Raw genomic sequence first — 16,742 nt, forward strand, 5'->3', positions numbered from 1 at the left:
TAAAAAAAACGACGTACCCAAACTTCAGACACATCGAATGTAGTATTTTTTAGTTGATAAGCTACCTACGAACTAAGGTTGTTCTCATGATGGATTAACCATTCTTTTCTTGCGATCCCGCCGCCATATCCCCCTGATTCACCGTTGCTGTTTATCACCCGGTGACATGGAACTAGGATTGATAATTGATTCGCTCCATTAGCCCTTGCTACAGCGCGGCAAGCAGCAGGATTGTTAATTTTCTCTGCAAGCTCCTTGTAAGAGACCGTTTGTCCTACAGGAATTCTCCGAAGTTCATTCCATACCCTTTGCTGAAAATCAGAGCCTATATAACGAATCGGCGTTCTGAATTCTGTGAGTTTTCCTTCGAAATAAAGATTTAATTCCTCCTCAATCTGCGCTAGTACGGGTACTTTTTCAGGCAAAATAGTTGCATTTAAGCGGGTGCGTAGTTTCTTAATTTCGTTCTCAAGCCCTTTTCGATCCACAAATTCCAGCAGTAAAAGACACTCTTCATCTGAGATCGCAAGCATAGACCCTAAGATCGTTTCTATCCAGGTACAATACAATACTTTAATCTGCTTGGAATGATTGGGGACAGTCCCCATCGTTCGTGAAAAAGCATCCCTAAACCCATTACTCGAATCGTACCCGCTGTCCAGTTGTGCGTTAATGATTGAATCCCCATTCCTGATATGTTTGAACGCCAGCCCTAAACGTCTAGAACGTGCATATTCAATAAATGTCATTCCGAATTGCTTCTTAAATTGTCGGCGTGCTGTATTTGCACTCATGGACAGCTCATCAAAATCTTTATCTGTCCATTTTCTTTCCGGATTAAGCTCAATAGCTTCAACAAGAAGCTTAACCTCTGTAGACATTTTCGTGGGATTGGACATAGGCTGGCATCTTTTACAAGGTCTATACGACGCTAACAAAGCTTCTTTGGCTGTTGCAAAAAACTCGCAATTTTCTTTATATGGCTTTTTAGCGGGACAAGTTGGCCTGCACATGATCCGTGTTGTCCTCACGCCTACGAAAAATACGCCTTCATAATTGGAGTTTTTTTCGACTAACATCTCATAATATTTATCGATTTGCTGTTTATTAGTGATCATAGTGTCGTTAGCTCATTTCTAAATAATGTGCGCGGATGGCTGCAGAATGGTTCGAGCATCTTCTTGAAGATTATGCTGTGCCTGAAAGTAACTATACGGTCCATAGCTAATTCTTTTTACACCCAGCTCCTGTAATTCAGCATTTGAAATCATTCCGTCCATCACCATGACATTTACAGGCAGTGGTGACTGCTGCACAAAATGTTCTATCAGAATTCGATCGGTAAGCCCCGGAATAAAAATCCCATCCGCTCCAGCAGCAGCGTAAGAACAGGTACGCTCTATTGCTTCATTCACTAAATCCAAAGAATGCTTCCTATTTTTGAAAAAGAGATCGGTTCTGGCATTCATAAATACACTCTTTTGAAGTTTGACTGCCACTTGCTTTATAGTTCGAATACGATGACTTTGTTCCTCGATTGCCCATAATTCATCGTCCGGATGATTCACCTTTTGATCCTCGAAATTGATCCCACAGATGTCTAGCTGGAATAATTGTTCCATGTTATTGGCTAAGGACTCTACATCTACAGCATATCCACCCTCAATATCTACCGTCAATGGCACCGATACATGTTCTGCTATTCTTGAAACATACCACAGTAGCTGCTCTAATGAAAACTGTTCACCATCTGAATATCCCCATGCGTCTGCCATAGCGAAGCTACTTGTGGCTATAGCCTGTGAACCCGCTTGTTCTATCGCTTTAGCTGAGGCTACATCCCAGCAGTTATACAGGATTAGCGGATTTTCTTGATCGTGTAAAGACTTAAAATAGTCATAGTCGTTTCGGTTCATCAGTGGTCATCTCCATTAAATAGAATAGCACCACTATATAATAGCCGTTGATCCGCCATACCAGAAAAATTAACACCAATCTTTTTCTGCAAAAAAAAAAACACCGATTGATAATCTCATCCTATAAGGACCTGATCATATCATCGATGCTAGTTTACAGTTTAAAGTTCTGCCTTACGGAGTGACGGTTTTGGAGGATCGTTTGGGTGACTTTTTCCCTGTTCGCATCGGTATGATTTGTGGTGCAGCAATGCCGATCAGAACAACGAAAATTCCAACCCAGCGAAGTAGAGATACCTCTTCTTGCAGGACTAACACGGAGGCTACTACAGCTGCCGGTAACTCCGCCGCACCAAGAATCGTTCCCAGACCTGATCCCAGCTTCGGAACACCGATAGAAAAGAAAAGTACAGGAATAACTATACCAAGCAACCCTAAAGGAAGACCATACTTCCAAAGTCCATCTGTAAGTGCTCCGTCATAAATAAAGGAAGGGGAAAAAACAACCATAATAATAATCATTGCACTTGTAGTCATATACAAGCTTTTATTCACAGCAGGTACCTGCGTAGCCACTCTCCCACTGACAAAAATATAAAAGGCAAACGACACCGCAGACATCAAACCGAAAACAATACCACTCGTAGTCATTTCGCCTACACTAGGTTCTAGAATCCCCCCAGCTAATATGGTTCCTATCAAAAGGATAACCATTGAAATTATTTTCTCTCGACTAGGCCATTTTCTATCTACAACAGCCTCCAGAATCACACCAATCCAAGTAAATTGGAATAAGAGAACAATCGCAATCGAAGCAGGTAATTGTTCAACGGCAAACCCATAGAAAATACCCGTCATACTAATGGTAATCCCCGCGCCTAATAACGAAGCACCTACCTTTAATCCGAGTTTTTTTCGGGAAAATAAAACAACTAACAAGAGCAGCATGCACCATCCAAAAAAGTATTGCGACCCGACCAGTTGCTGCATTCTAAATCCATCGTTCATTCCAAGCTTAACGATCGTAGACAGCGATCCATAACTACATGCTCCTATAAATACTAGGAAAGCATATTTGAGTAACTTCATATTCATCGTAATCTTCTTTCCTTTCTGTTGAACCGTCCTATTGAGCCGTCCAAATCACATAATAAAGCCCCTTGTCATCGAAATGACAAGGGGCGACTGAAACCAAAGAATACATCTTTGACAAAATTCCGCCACTCCATCCACTGGATAGAGTTTGGTTTATTTACTTATAACAATACGAATTATAATATGATAAATCACACAGGGTGTCAACTTGAAATGTTTACAATAACTGAAACAACCGATACACAATCACTGCTGCCTGAGCCCGAGTAGCATGTGCTTTAGGTGCAAAGCTGTCCTTGCCAACTCCTTGAATGATGTTTGCACCACTCATAGATTGAACAGCCTCTAGCGCATAGCCCGAAATACCAGATGCATCTGTGAAAAGAGCTGGCTCTCCCAATTCTGTTACCGGAAGCTTGGAGAGTTGTGCTGCACGATAGGCCATCAATGCCATTTCCTCACGGCTAATGAATTCATTGGCACCGAAAGTACCATCAGGTCTGCCCTGAACAATACCAAGCTTCCCGGCGGCAGCAACAGAGCTATAGTACCAGTCATTCAGCGCCACATCCTGGAATGTACTTACTGCGCTGGCATCATCCAGTTCAAGAGCCAGCATCAGCATCTTCAGGAACTGTGCCCGAGTTACATCCAGCTGTGGTCCGAAGTTATGATCTCCTACTCCCTGCAGAATTTCTCTGGCTGCAAGAGCATGAATACTATTTTGTGCCCAACCTAGTCCAGCGATATCATTAAAAGAATTCTCTGCATACCCTACTGTAAATCTGCTGGAATCCTCTGGTCTAAACATCATCTGCCCTATTCCTGCGTTGTATTGGGAGTTTCTAACGACTTCCATTGTCCCATCTGCACGAATTTGGTAAATTACTATTTGCTCTACTTCCGAAGTCGTCTTTGGTTTGAAATCCAATCCTACCTTCAGTCCACGTCCAAAACTATCAAATCGCTTACCATCAACAAAGAATGTAAATTCATAAATATCCCCGACATCGGTCTGAAGTACCAGTGTCTTTGCATCCACTCTGCCTACTACAAGCTTAATATTCGAAGCGTCAGATCCAGCCATTGCACGAAGCAGATCAGCATTTATTCTGAAGGTGGACAGACCCATATCTATTTCCAATGACTGCATACCATTTGTTGCAGCTTGTGCCAGTTCATGAGCTGGTAGGGTCAGTTCAACCACCGAGCTGTCCGCGGATGGCTTCACTTCGATGCTTAACCCTCCGCTCTGCATCGAGTTTATGGCTTGCTGTAGAATAGTCGCCGTGATCGTCGCAACAGCCTTGCCCTTCGTATCTGCTGTCACAGAAAGAATGACTCTCCCTGCGTTCACTGCTGCTTCCGGTAATTTCTTCGGCTCCACTGTTGATGATGAAGACGTATCCCCTGATTCTGAAATCTGAGTATCCGCAATAATCTCAATAGACATTATACCTGCAACACCTGAGCCATCTTTGGCCGTCGCCTTCACAGTTACTTTACCCGCTGCTATAGCGCTGAGCAGACCAGCATCCGTAATGGATGCGCGCTCAGCCGCAGATCCATCCTCATTGACCACCGACCATATGACCGAGGGATCTGATGCATGTTCTGGTAGGACCGTAGCCAGCAGCTGCAGGGTCTCCCCTTTTTTAATTCGGCTCACATTGTCTTTGGTTACCACTTTAATTTCCAAGACTGATATCGGAATGATACGAACAATGGACTGTGCCTCGTGCAGAATGTCGAATTCGCCATCTGCGTTCGAGCCGCGGAATGAGATAAATCCAAGCGGTACAGCCATTTCACTGGTCATCTTCTTGGCCTTAAAGATCATTTCCACGAATTCTGCATCGTCAGTCAGGACATTCTCTGCCTTGGTCCCGGTTATACTAACTCTTATTAGACCTGGAGTTTCTTGTTCAATATGAGTAATTCTCAATTCATCAGATATAGTCTGGACGGATACAAATTCTACACCCGTTGCATCGAATTCCAGCTTAAAGTCTACAGCATATACTTCTTTGTAGACGGAAGTAGTTACATTCGTGAGCCCGACACGATAAGCAAACGCTTGACCTGACGATACGGTAACAGGTCCTTTCAGCGTTGCAACAGGTAATTCTGCTATAGGTTCACCTTGACCACTGATGTTGATCTCTAGACTTCCTGTCACTCCACTGCCATCCGCCACTCGTGCAGTCACTTGAATCGTCCCGTTTTTTCTGGCTGTAAGCAAACCATTCTCATCAATAACCGCCTTATCCGTAGAGGTTATACCATCAGAATCAGTCACAGCCCAGCTAACATTAGGATTCGTCGCATTCTCTGGAAGAACAGAAGCTGCCAGCTGCAAAACCCCACCCTCTGAATCAATGCTGCTGGCTCCATCTTTACTCTTTACTGTAATTGAAGACACATGTATCGCAGGAAGCTGTGCTTGATTGACCAAGATTGTTGATTTCTGCGGATTCCATCCATCATTCCCACCAAGAACGGCCTGAATCGTATAGGCTGCTGCCTCTTCTGCCGTTAATTGCTTAGACCAGCTATAACGTAAAGATGCGTTACCTCCCTCACCATAGCTCAAATACTCGGAGAAACGTGCTGTCTTGGATCGACCTTCATACCATTCATGCCATCCAGTCGCACGAATATGTGCATCCATCTCCGTGTTGATGAAGATTGAGCTGCCATAATCTCTCCAGGGTCTCCCCAGATCCACTGTTCCAGCAGCTACACCATCATTCGCTGTTAGCTGATTGTTGATGAACACATAGCCTGGCTTACCTGATTCAGTGGAAGGTGCAGTAACATAACCGGCACCTGCACTTTGTATCACATTATTCTCAAATACCGCAGGAGAATTACCGAAAATGAAGTCTACCGTACCTTGAATATGACTGTCGACGAAATAGGCTCTCCCCTTATCCGCGAACAGGGTATCCTGATATCCAAGAAGCTTCACATTCCGGTATACACCCCGGTCCCCTTCAGCATACAAAGCAACTGCCTGACCAGCATTCAATCCTGCACTATTCTGAACCGTCATATTCTCCAGTGTAAAATCTGTTGCCGCAGCTTTCAGTGTATAGCTGCCACTGGTGCCCACTTCTTTGCCATCTGAGCCGATGGTTTTGGCTGAATCTCCATTAACAAGAACGGTACCCTCTCGGCTCTCCCCGATCAGGTTGATCTTCTTCTTATTAGAAGGAACTAGAACCTTCTCATTATAGATGCCGTTCTTTACCTTAATAATCGTGGTTATGGCATTATTATCAGGCGCTGCCTGGATGGCTTCATTAATTGTCTTATAATCTCCTGCCCCATTCTGATCCACGATAATCACAGGAGCTGGAACGACATGAACCATCTCGGATGGAACACTGGCCCCCTTATCTCCGATGGCTATTACCGCATATTGATAGGCATTACCGTTGGTTAATTCTTTATCGGTATAGCCTGCTGCTTCAATCCCTTCAGCTACGACCACATAGGTTCCCCCGCTCTCCGAGCGTACAATTTGATAGCTGCTCGCTCCATCAGCTGCGCTCCAGATTAGACGAACTTCATTGTTGCCCGGCTCTGCCATAACTTCTTGTGGAGCCTGCGGCTGACCGAAGTTCTGGTATGAAACCGCTGGGGTAACAGCTGAGTCCAGACTACTACGGGTACCGTCTGTAGCCTGGACCTTGTAATAATACGGCGTGCCGTTTACTGTCTTGCGGTCAATAAAGCTTGTGCCGCTTATATCAGCACCAAGCACTTCATAAGGTCCGTTCGAAGATAAAGCACGTTTAACTATATACTGGCTCGCATCCTCGATCACTGCCCAACTCAATGTCATCGCACCATCACCAGCTTGAATGGAAACCACCGGCGTTTCCAAAGGAGCTGCCGGAGTGGCAAGAACAGGCTCCGACGCTTTGCCTTCTCCGGCAACATTTGTCGCCGATACAACATACCGATAGGCATGCCCGTTGGTTAGTCCTCCAATACGATAAGTTGTTCCGACGATGTCTTTTGCCACAGGTTCATAGCTGCTTATGGCTTCATTCCACTTCTTGATAGAATAGCCTGCTGCATTCTCCACCACATCCCAGCTCAGATCTAGCTGAGTATTCCGACTTACAGCAGCAAGTGACTCTGGCGCTGGCAATTTCACCGCAAGTGCGGATGGGATAACCCTAATTTCATTAGAATTCCCTGATTCACCCGTAGGCGCCATCGCGGAGATCACATAATAATAAGTAGTTTCATTGGTTACCTCTGTATCAATATATGATGTCTCTGTAATAGCACTAGCTATGGTATCGTAAGGCCCCCCACTCGTAAGGCTTCTCTTAATATTGTAAGAAGTCGCACCTTCAAGAATAGGCCATTTCAGCTGAGCTGCTTCGTTCCCCGGGAGACCTGTCAAACCAAGTGGCGTTTCGATCGGTTCAACATACACTTTAAGATTATCTAAATAATAATGGCCTGATCCTCCACCCGGCGTCTTGGACAAAATACGACCAATACCATAGCTGGCAAAATTCGTAGTTGTAAACGGAAAAGCGCCAGCAAGCTGATCATCGATGTATACCTCTACTTTATCATTTTTCACATCGACCTTTAGCTTAAGGTTATACCACTGATTCAATGAATAGGAATTCATCAGTTGATGATACTGGCTGCTCCCTCTGCTCATAGTTAATGTAAACTTGTTCGAGGCCTCAGGAAGCGTTGGCTTTCTGCTCTCGATAGAGAACGCCGTTTTGGTACCGTCTGTACTCTGGGCTTGAAGGAATACTGAGGTTCCCGATTCTGACGCAAACATAAAGTCAGTATCAATGACTAACGCACCCGTAATGGGCACGAATTTACGGATAAACTGCACATTACCGTTTGCTGCATCATACACATCCAGTACTTTGGCTGAAGTATTCCCCTTACTGCCGGATGGTGTGGCAGATACGATAACCTTTTGCGCTTCAGTCTGTGGTTTCGGAGTGACCTCATAATATTCAGGAGTCACACCCACGTCGACCTGCTCATAGTCCTCATCTACGTAATAAATATTCCCAGCCTCGCCGTTAGGCTCAGCGCTAGCCTCCATGGAATCGAAGCTTTCTCCAAGCTCATTCACCGCACTAACTACGTAATAATAGGTTTTCCCTGGGCTCAATCCAGAATCCTTATACTGGCTATCTAGGACATCTGTGCTGATCGTCTTGTAGGGACCACCTGAAACCTCACTACGTTTAACACTATACGATTGAGCAGTTTCTACCGTCTCCCAGTCCAGCTTCACCTTCTCCTGGCCTGCTGTTGCCGTAAGTCCACGAGGAGCACTCGGAAACTTATCCCCAAGCGAATTTAGCTCCACACCACTGAAGACAGAAGTATTATATCTGTTAACCTTGTTGTCTACTTTTGCTGCATCGGCTCCAAGACCAAAATAAACCGTGTCACTAAGACCAAGACTTACTGTACCGACCTTACTCCAAGTCAACTTATCTGGTGATATTAGGCCCGTCACTTCATTACCAAGACGAACCAATTTAACCCAATAAGGCGTATTGATGAAGCTTTCTGGCTCGGTTTTTATTACCTTGGCCCCTTCAGTAGAACGTGTAATTAGAACGCCTTTCTTGCCATATTTAACATAAGGGATCGCCAGCAAAGCCATCTTGGCATTATCCTTGAGGCCATCACGAATCATGACTCCTGCTTTAGCATAATCATCAGTCGGTGTCACGGAATCAATTTTAGCGATAATTTCTCCGTTGCCTTTCAGGGTTTGATAAGCAAAGTGAAAGTTATCAACCGCGCTTTCGCTTTCCGAAGTAGCTCCGATAAGTCCAGCCGACTTGAGCGTGATTTTGCCACTCTCCGGATGAAGTGTGGTCTGTCCGGCAATCCCTGGATGGCCAATATCCACTGACGTCCACGGGAGCGTAGGGCCTATTGTATTAACATGAATAGCCACGTTATCCGATTGTGTCTTAAGACCCTTATGGTCTATGGCCTGAACAACGAGGTAATGGGTCCCGTCTTGAACATTGTTCCAATCGAAACTGTAAGGTGCAGTGAGATCTTCCCCTAGCTTCACACCATTTACAATAAACTCCACTTTAGCAATTCCATCGCTATCACTCGCAGAAGCAGTTACGTTCACCTTACTACCTGACTCAAAAATTTGATTATTCGCAGGATAATTGATAGCGGTTACAGGATTATCTATGTGCTCCCCCTCTGCTTCACCTTGAATAATTAGATCATTCAAATATACTTCCAGATTGGTGTAACCTTCCATAGAAAGCGTCGTTCCATTGCGATCTTCAGGATCGGAAGGTGACAGACCTTTCGCCAGCTCCCATGCGTCATCCATTCCATCATGATCACTATCCACCACGCTTGATGCTGTCTCTGGATAATCGGGATACCCGCCAATTTCAATAGGAGAATTAATATGCTGCCCGGTACGGTTCTTCACATCATTAATGACTCGTGCATCATAGGCATCTCGTCTAGGCAGAGTGGCTCCCGCATCAGCCAGTACATTTACGTAAGCCTCCTCCGCTGACACCGCTTTATACGGATTAGGCATCGTTGCAGGCTCTGCAAGCTTAGAGATATTGGAGAACTTCTGCACACCCTTCCAATTGTCCGCAGTAACTTCCGGACTCCCCTCCATTATGTTCCCATCAATAAACAATCTGGTTTCTGGAGCCACTTCCCCGAACAATTGTTTATTCACACTGCTGTAGGTGTTTGGTCCATTTTTATAGTAATTATTAGTAATGTTATATCGATAATCCTCTGCTCCGCCACCATAAGTCGAGGCGAATCCCCAGTTATAAATAACGTTATTGGTCATCTCCGTCAGATCAATCAGCTTGGTGATCGTAGGTAATCGAGGGTTACGACTCGTACTATGAGCGATTAAATTATGGAGATAGCTGGCATTTTTACCACCCCAAATCCCCCCGTAACCATGGCGACCTTTTTGATGGCTAGTCATCAGCATACTTTCAGCAGATATCGACCATTGCACAGTAGTATTCTCGTTATCGTACAGACTGACCACTTCATCCACGGACCAGCTGAATGAGCTATGGTCAATAATAATATCCTTATGGTATCGTGATCCAAAGGCATCATCTTCACTAGCTACCCGGTCTCCTAGCCGGAAACGCATATACCGCATAATAATATTGTCCGCCTCAACAGATGTTGTGTAGTCGGTAACTGTGATCCCGTCACCTGGAGCCGTTTGCCCGGCAATCGTCAGATTGGAGCCGGTAACCTTGAGGGATTCCTTCAGATGGATGGTCCCTCCCACACGGAAGACAATAGTCCGATTGCTTTGGCTTACCGCATCGCGGAAAGAACCTGGAATGGGTGTTTCCTTGAGACCGTAATCAGCCAGCGTCGTCACTTCATACACAGATTGAGCTCTTCCACCGGTTACATATTTCCCGCCACCTTCCGCGCCGGGAAAGGCAGGAAGCGCTTCCAAATATGCAGCCTCAACACCCCCAAACGGTATACTTGTTGCGAGAAGACCTGCGACCAGCGCCCCAGATAACCATTTCCTCTTCATACAAGACCTCCTACTATCTATTGGAATAGGAAAAGGGCCTGATCCATTTGAAGCAGAACCCCTTCCTTAGTGAAGCCGTGTTTATTCCTTGCCCTGATAACGGAAATGAGCAAAATCAGCACTGCTGCCACCAGACTGCTGCATATCATGCGCTGCAATCCCAACAAAATTTCCAGTGAAACCACCCGATAAGAAGCTGATATTGTGTGGATCGCCAAGCAGCTTCCACTCCGTATCCTCACTGGTTTGATACATAAATTGACCCGTTACTTCCTTCACCTCAACTGCGATTCGAAGTGCTTCTCCCGCTTTCAGTCCAATCCTTACAGGTTCCGCAGTGAACTCATCCCTCTCACAACGCATTAACCGCAAGACCTTTCCAAGCCCTTCTTCATGACTGATGTACGCATACAGATAGTTATCTTCATTTAAGTATAGGAGCAGCCCCGCCATCTGAAGATAGCTAGACGGTTCATATTCAAGCGCCGTTTCTGCACGGAAACTCTTATCGGTCTGACGAATAGCCAGAATATGATGCTCAAATAGACTTTGTACCGATTCCCCAGCCCTGATCCTTAGCCATCCCGGTCTTTCAGCTAGAGAACACCAGCTTTCATTCCCAGGAATTCGTAATGTATTCCAGTTTTTCTTCAGCTCTGGACCGTTAAAGTCATCTTCAAACGCAAGCATCTGCGCTTGTTTGCGTGCTTGCGTCCCTTTAGGTGCAGGCACCTCTAGTAGCGGTGTATTTCCGCCAGAGGTTAGTCTTAGCCAGCCGTCCACATTCCAATACACCTGCTGAATAGCTGTCTCTCTCCCCAGAATGGCGAACTGACCTTCCAGTGGACGGGTGCACAAATGAGCCATGTACCACTCCCCATCAGGTGTCTCAACTAGACTTCCATGGCCTGCACATTGAAGCGGAAGTCCAGGATTATTCCGAGAGGTTAACATCGGATTGAGCGGATCGACCTCATACGGTCCGAGTAGCGCTTTAGATCGCGCCACGGTTACCGCGTGCCCTGATCCGGTGCCCCCTTCCGCCGTAATTAAATAGTAATAGCCTTCCCGCTTGTAAATATGTGGTGCTTCCGTCTTCTTGAGCGATGTACAATCAAAGATCTTAATGGACTCTCCCCTTAATTGACGCTGCTCAGGATCGTATTCCTGAATCACAATACCGCAAGACTTATTGCCTTCTGTGATGCGGTAATCCCACAGCTCATTCAGCAGCCATTTTCGCCCATCCTCATCATGATACAGAGAAGGATCAAACCCGCTGCTGTTCAGATAAACCGGCTCAGACCATGGACCCTCGATCGACTTCGCAGTCATCAGAAAGTTGTGGCAATCTTTAAAGGGCCTTTTGGTACTTTTTACGTCGGTATAGATCAAATAGAACAAGCCGTCATTATAACTAAGCTGTGGTGCCCAAATACTACAGTTGTTTGGATTGCCACGCAGATTTACCTGATGGGTTAGAACATCTGTACAATGCTCCCATTCCACCAAATCAGTTGATTGATACACACGCACACCAGGCAACCAGCCAAACGAGGAGACGACGATATAATAAGTTTCCCCTGCTCTTACGATACATGGATCTGGATTAAACCCTCTTAATACCGGATTGCGGATAACTGCGGTTTGTATATTGTCTGTAATCATTGTTGTGCTCCTTCCGAATTCCAAAAATTATTTCCTTTGAAAACTACATTCGCACTTGGCATCTCGTCTTCCGCTTCATAATATTGCACCCATTCCACTCGCTGACGCTTCAAGCTGTTGGCATTCCGGATCCCGTATTCTCGATAGCGGGCCGTTCTACGATTCGCTTCATTTCCCCAGTCGTTCCATCTCTCAGGATGAATATGAATTCCCATCAGACAGTTCACATACTCGGCAGCGGCATGCTCCCGCCATGGTCGCCCTAAATAGACATTCACTACATCGTCTGCTGCCGTCAATACACATTCGTTAAAAATATACCCGTACTCGGATTCTTTAGGTGTGGAAGCTGCGGTAATATAGCCCGGCTCACCGTTTGAACGGCTCAGACTATGCAACTCACAATGCTCAAACCACGCCGTCGCACCACCAAAAATATAATCCACGGTCCCTTCTATTCGGCAGTGCTGGTACATCTGACGGTAATGGACATGATGTTCTCTCAAGGGAACGCCGCCAAAACCTCCACCCTTCTTCGAAGCAGACGGTAACGGCCCCGTAAACAGTGTGTCCTGATGCCCTTTAAAGGTGCAGTAACGAAAAACCGCTTCATCACAGTGAGCATATAGGGCAATAGCCTGCCCGACTGTATCTCCCTGTCCAGCCGTATTCGAAATGATCAGATTCTCCAGTGTCAGCCTACGCCCGCCCAGAAATAAGGTCGGGGTTGCGAACGTGCCAATTTCCTCTCCGTATTCATCCCTCTCCTTGGCATAACGGTTCATCCGAATCTCAACCGCCCCTATTCCAATAAGGGTTAGGTCCGAACGGTAAATTCGCACCTCTTCTTCATAGAGGCCTGACAAGATATATAAGGTTTCAGGCTGCATTGGAAACTGCTCTTCAAGAGCATCAACAGCCTCTTGAAGGGTATGATAATCGCAAAAATCTTCTTTCCCCACCAGCAAAGAGCATCCCTCTCATCCTATAAATGCTTGGTCATAAACGATTTCCAAGCTACCCGCATTTCCAGGGTTTCCATATGTCCGCTACCGGATATCATTGGTTTCCAGTTCTCTGGACTCCCTGCCATTCGGTACTTCTCATGCAGGCCTGAGGCTAAAAGCTCTACCCCTTCGAGCGGACACATCCGGTCATTGCGACCCGTCAGACTCATACGAGGACGAGGGGCAATTCTCGACTGAATATCAAGTGTGGTATAATGCTTCAGCAGTCCTGGAACATAAGAATAGAACCCATGATGGTCCAGTCCTCTTTTGGCGATTAGGGTATGAGCATCTACCTGTCCGCATATATCAACGGTTACCTTAATTCGTTCGTCCAGCGCAGCCAGCCACCAAGACATCAGCCCACCCATAGACATTCCAATCGTCGCCACCCGTGAGGCGTTTATATCAGGCCGTTCAGACATATAGTCAAGCAGACGTCGGCAGTCATGCAGCATCATTCCCCATAAGACCTGACCCTGCCAGAGCATTTCCTTCACTAGCTCACTTTCAGTTTTGCCCCGCCGTTCACCAAAGCACCACACATCGATGCAGCAAGCAGCATATCCCATACCCGTAAGCGTCTTTGCAAAAGAAGGCTGCTGCAGATAAGGGCTGCTGCAAATGAATTCATTCCGTCCATTCTCATAATTCCCTCCATGGGAATGGTTGAAGATAACGAGTGGAAAAGGACCCTGCTGTTCAAGCGGAAGTGCAACATATGCCGGAACCTTCTCTATACCATTCAAATCCAGCAAAAGCGTCTCTAGCCGATAGCCGTCCCTTTCCTCTACACATAACAGCTGCACAGAAATCGGCCTGTTCTCTGGAAGATCGCCAAGCAGAGCTGTAAGTTTATCCTGTTCTAGCATCAGTCTTCCCGCCCGCTCAAATCTTCCTGTGAAGGAGCGACGGTCACCTGTTGGACTAACTCCTCCACTTTACGAGTGTTTTTAGACTGGCAGCCGCTAATGTCAATCGCCTCTCCATTTTCAATATAAAAAGCAGGTCCCTCATGATTTTCAATCGTTACTTGGCGGAAGCGGATGTCTTTTACGTTGCCAAGATAGAACCCGCGATTACTCATATCCTGAATCCCAGACATCATTGCCGGACGACCAGGAATCGCGTCTTCTGCCATCGATATATCAATATCTGAGAAGGTAATCTCCGAAATATACTGCTCTGCTAGACCGTATAGAAAACCAGCAGCAGCATGAACGTTCCGCGCAGTAATGTTGGCAAAGTGAATACGTCTGAAGCAAGGTGTTTCCTCGGTAATCGGATAAGGATTTTTGTCCCACACATATTTGTCCTTCCCACGAGAACCACAATAATAATAAAGATTAAGGATAAACGGACAAATCACGTCATCCATCACGATATTACTAACACGGATATCTTCGACAACACCTCCGCGTCCACGTCTAGATTTCAGCCGAATACCGCGATCCGTCTGTTTGAATACACAGTTGCTAATAACGATATTACGGATATCCCCGCTCATTTCACTTCCCAATACAACCCCGCCATGTCCATGGATCATCGTGCAGTTCGTAATCGTAATATTTTCGCAGGCGATTCGCTCTTTCGTTTCCTCTGTTCCCGCTTTAATGGCAATGCAGTCATCACCTACATCAATATTGCAGTTGCTGATCCGGACATTCACGCAGGATTCTGGGTCAATGCCATCCGTATTGGGCGAATCCGCCGGGTTAAAAATCGACAGATTATCTATCGTAACATCTTGGCAACAGATAGGATTCACAGTCCAGCTAGGGGAGTTCACAAGTGTCAGATCTCTAAGTGTGACTCTACGGCAGTTATCGAAGCTGATAAGCTTCGGGCGAGGAAAGATCAGCGACTCGGGGGAATTACGTATCTTATCCCACCAAGATGCCCCCCCTCCATCCAGCTTGCCCGCACCCGTAACCGATACGTTTTCTAGATTGATCCCAAAAATACAAGAAGCATGAACTTTCTGCTTTACTCCCTCCCAGCGAGACTCCATCACGGGATAATCGTTCGGATCAGAGCTGAACTGAAGTACGGCTCCATGGCTAAGCTGTAGCTCAATGTTGCTCTTCATAAAGATGGCACCGGTATGATAAGTGCCAGAAGGAACATAAACTCTTCCTCCTCCAGCTTCGCTTGCTGCCTGAATCGCGCTAGCAATAGCTTCCGTCGAAGACTCCGTACTATTAGAGTGTGCTCCATAATGTACTATATTGTAGTAAGTCATAAGCTTCACTCGCTCCCTTTCATCACGGCAGGACGCTGCAAATATTCGTACTCACCACAAGCCAGAAGAAATGCGCCAAGCCCTTTTTGATCATTGGTAATGATAGGTTCACTGATGTAGTAGGCATACGTACCATCTCTTCGATCATCTCCTCCAAGTCCTGCGACTTGGCAATTCTTGTTCAAGTTGACCCAGCCATGCCTCGTTTCCATTACAAATTCCGTCAGAAGACCCTGATAGGCATGGTCAAGCATTTCGAACCAGCTGGCATTCAGTACACCGAGCCGTATGCCCTTAGCCAAAGCATAGGTAATCATGCTAGAAGCTGAAGCCTCCAGATAATTGCCCTTACGATCGCCCATGTTTACTACCTGGTACCAAACTCCGGAATCAGCATCCTGAACCTTACGAAGGGATGTCAACGTATCGGTAAGAATACGCACTAACTCATCGTAATCCGCATGTTCCGCAGGGAGTAAAGCAAGTGCATCCACCAGCGCCATGACATACCAGCCTAACGAGCGCCCCCAGAAATTGGGAGACAATCCCGTTTCGGGATCGCACCATGGCTGTACCCGCTTTTCATCCCAGGCGTGGAACATAAGACCTGTCTCTGCATCCTTGGTATGACGCTCACACAGAATAAATTGCCGGGTCACATCATCCAGACCCTTTCCGCTTTCATATTCTAGTAAATACTCCAGATAGAAGGGCGCGCCCATGTACAAGCCGTCTAGCCAAATCTGATACGGATATATATTCTTATGCCAAAACGCACCTTCCGAGGTTCGAGGATGCGTTGTTATCTGCTTCCTTAACAAATCTGCAGCCTTTTTATATTTCTCCTGCCCCGTTTCTTTATGGAGAAGAAACAGTAGCTTTCCGTTATTTAGATGATCAATGTTGTGTTCACCCAAGTGGTAACCCTTCACTGAGCCATCCTCTTCTATAAAATAATCCATATTATCTTTGATATATTGATAATATTTAGGCTCTCCCGTCTGTCTCCATAGTAGCTCAAAGCCCTTCAAAATGACGCCATAATCATATGACCACTTTCCATGATATCCTTTATCGTTATATAGTCTTGGTGTTCGTTCCATGATTGAATCAGCCATACGGATACCCCAGCTGGTACTTCTAACTGCAATGTTGTCGGCCATTTCTTCCTCCTGTTTGAATAAATATGGTCCTAAACGTTTCACTTTCGTTTAGGACCCATT

9 protein-coding genes are annotated in these 16,742 nt (G+C 45.9%); all 9 read right to left on the minus strand.

Going from position 1 to position 16,742, the window contains the following annotated elements; all coding sequences use genetic code 11:
* Window positions 1-65: 65 nt before the first annotated feature.
* On the minus strand, window positions 66-1,118 hold the full coding sequence (locus CA600_RS17830; RefSeq protein ID WP_094871814.1) for a bifunctional transcriptional activator/DNA repair enzyme AdaA: 1,053 nt from the start codon (window positions 1,116-1,118) through the stop codon (window positions 66-68).
* 18 nt (window positions 1,119-1,136) lie between these two features.
* A complete protein-coding gene (locus tag CA600_RS17835; RefSeq protein WP_094871816.1) occupies window positions 1,137-1,916 on the minus strand; it encodes an isocitrate lyase/PEP mutase family protein in 780 nt (259 codons plus the stop codon).
* Between the two features lie 174 nt (window positions 1,917-2,090).
* Window positions 2,091-3,005, minus strand: coding sequence for an EamA family transporter (locus CA600_RS17840; protein ID WP_094871853.1), 915 nt, complete (start codon window positions 3,003-3,005; stop codon window positions 2,091-2,093).
* Window positions 3,006-3,228: 223 nt separating this feature from the next.
* Window positions 3,229-10,602, minus strand: a complete 7,374-nt coding sequence (locus CA600_RS17845) for a pectinesterase family protein (RefSeq protein ID WP_094871817.1) — start codon at window positions 10,600-10,602, stop codon at window positions 3,229-3,231.
* An 81-nt stretch (window positions 10,603-10,683) separates the two neighbouring features.
* A complete protein-coding gene (locus CA600_RS17850; RefSeq protein WP_094871819.1) occupies window positions 10,684-12,270 on the minus strand; it encodes a glycoside hydrolase family 43 protein in 1,587 nt (528 codons plus the stop codon).
* Window positions 12,267-13,238 (minus strand): pectinesterase family protein, encoded by a 972-nt coding sequence (locus tag CA600_RS17855; RefSeq protein ID WP_094871820.1) that lies wholly within the window; start codon window positions 13,236-13,238, stop codon window positions 12,267-12,269. The genes CA600_RS17850 and CA600_RS17855 overlap by 4 nt, the downstream gene beginning before the upstream one ends.
* A gap of 17 nt (window positions 13,239-13,255) precedes the next feature.
* Complete coding sequence (locus CA600_RS17860; protein ID WP_094871822.1) at window positions 13,256-14,149, minus strand: dienelactone hydrolase family protein; 894 nt, start codon at window positions 14,147-14,149, stop codon at window positions 13,256-13,258.
* Window positions 14,149-15,519 carry a glycoside hydrolase family 28 protein gene (locus tag CA600_RS17865; RefSeq protein ID WP_094871823.1) on the minus strand — a complete coding sequence of 457 codons (1,371 nt, stop codon included), beginning with the start codon at window positions 15,517-15,519 and terminating at the stop codon, window positions 14,149-14,151. The genes CA600_RS17860 and CA600_RS17865 overlap by 1 nt, the downstream gene beginning before the upstream one ends.
* Before the next feature lie 5 nt (window positions 15,520-15,524).
* Window positions 15,525-16,682 (minus strand): glycoside hydrolase family 88/105 protein, encoded by a 1,158-nt coding sequence (locus tag CA600_RS17870; protein ID WP_094871825.1) that lies wholly within the window; start codon window positions 16,680-16,682, stop codon window positions 15,525-15,527.
* Window positions 16,683-16,742: the final 60 nt, after the last annotated feature.

The organism is Paenibacillus sp. VTT E-133280, from assembly GCF_002264385.1.
Lineage (GTDB): Bacteria > Bacillota > Bacilli > Paenibacillales > Paenibacillaceae > Paenibacillus_AQ > Paenibacillus_AQ nitricinens.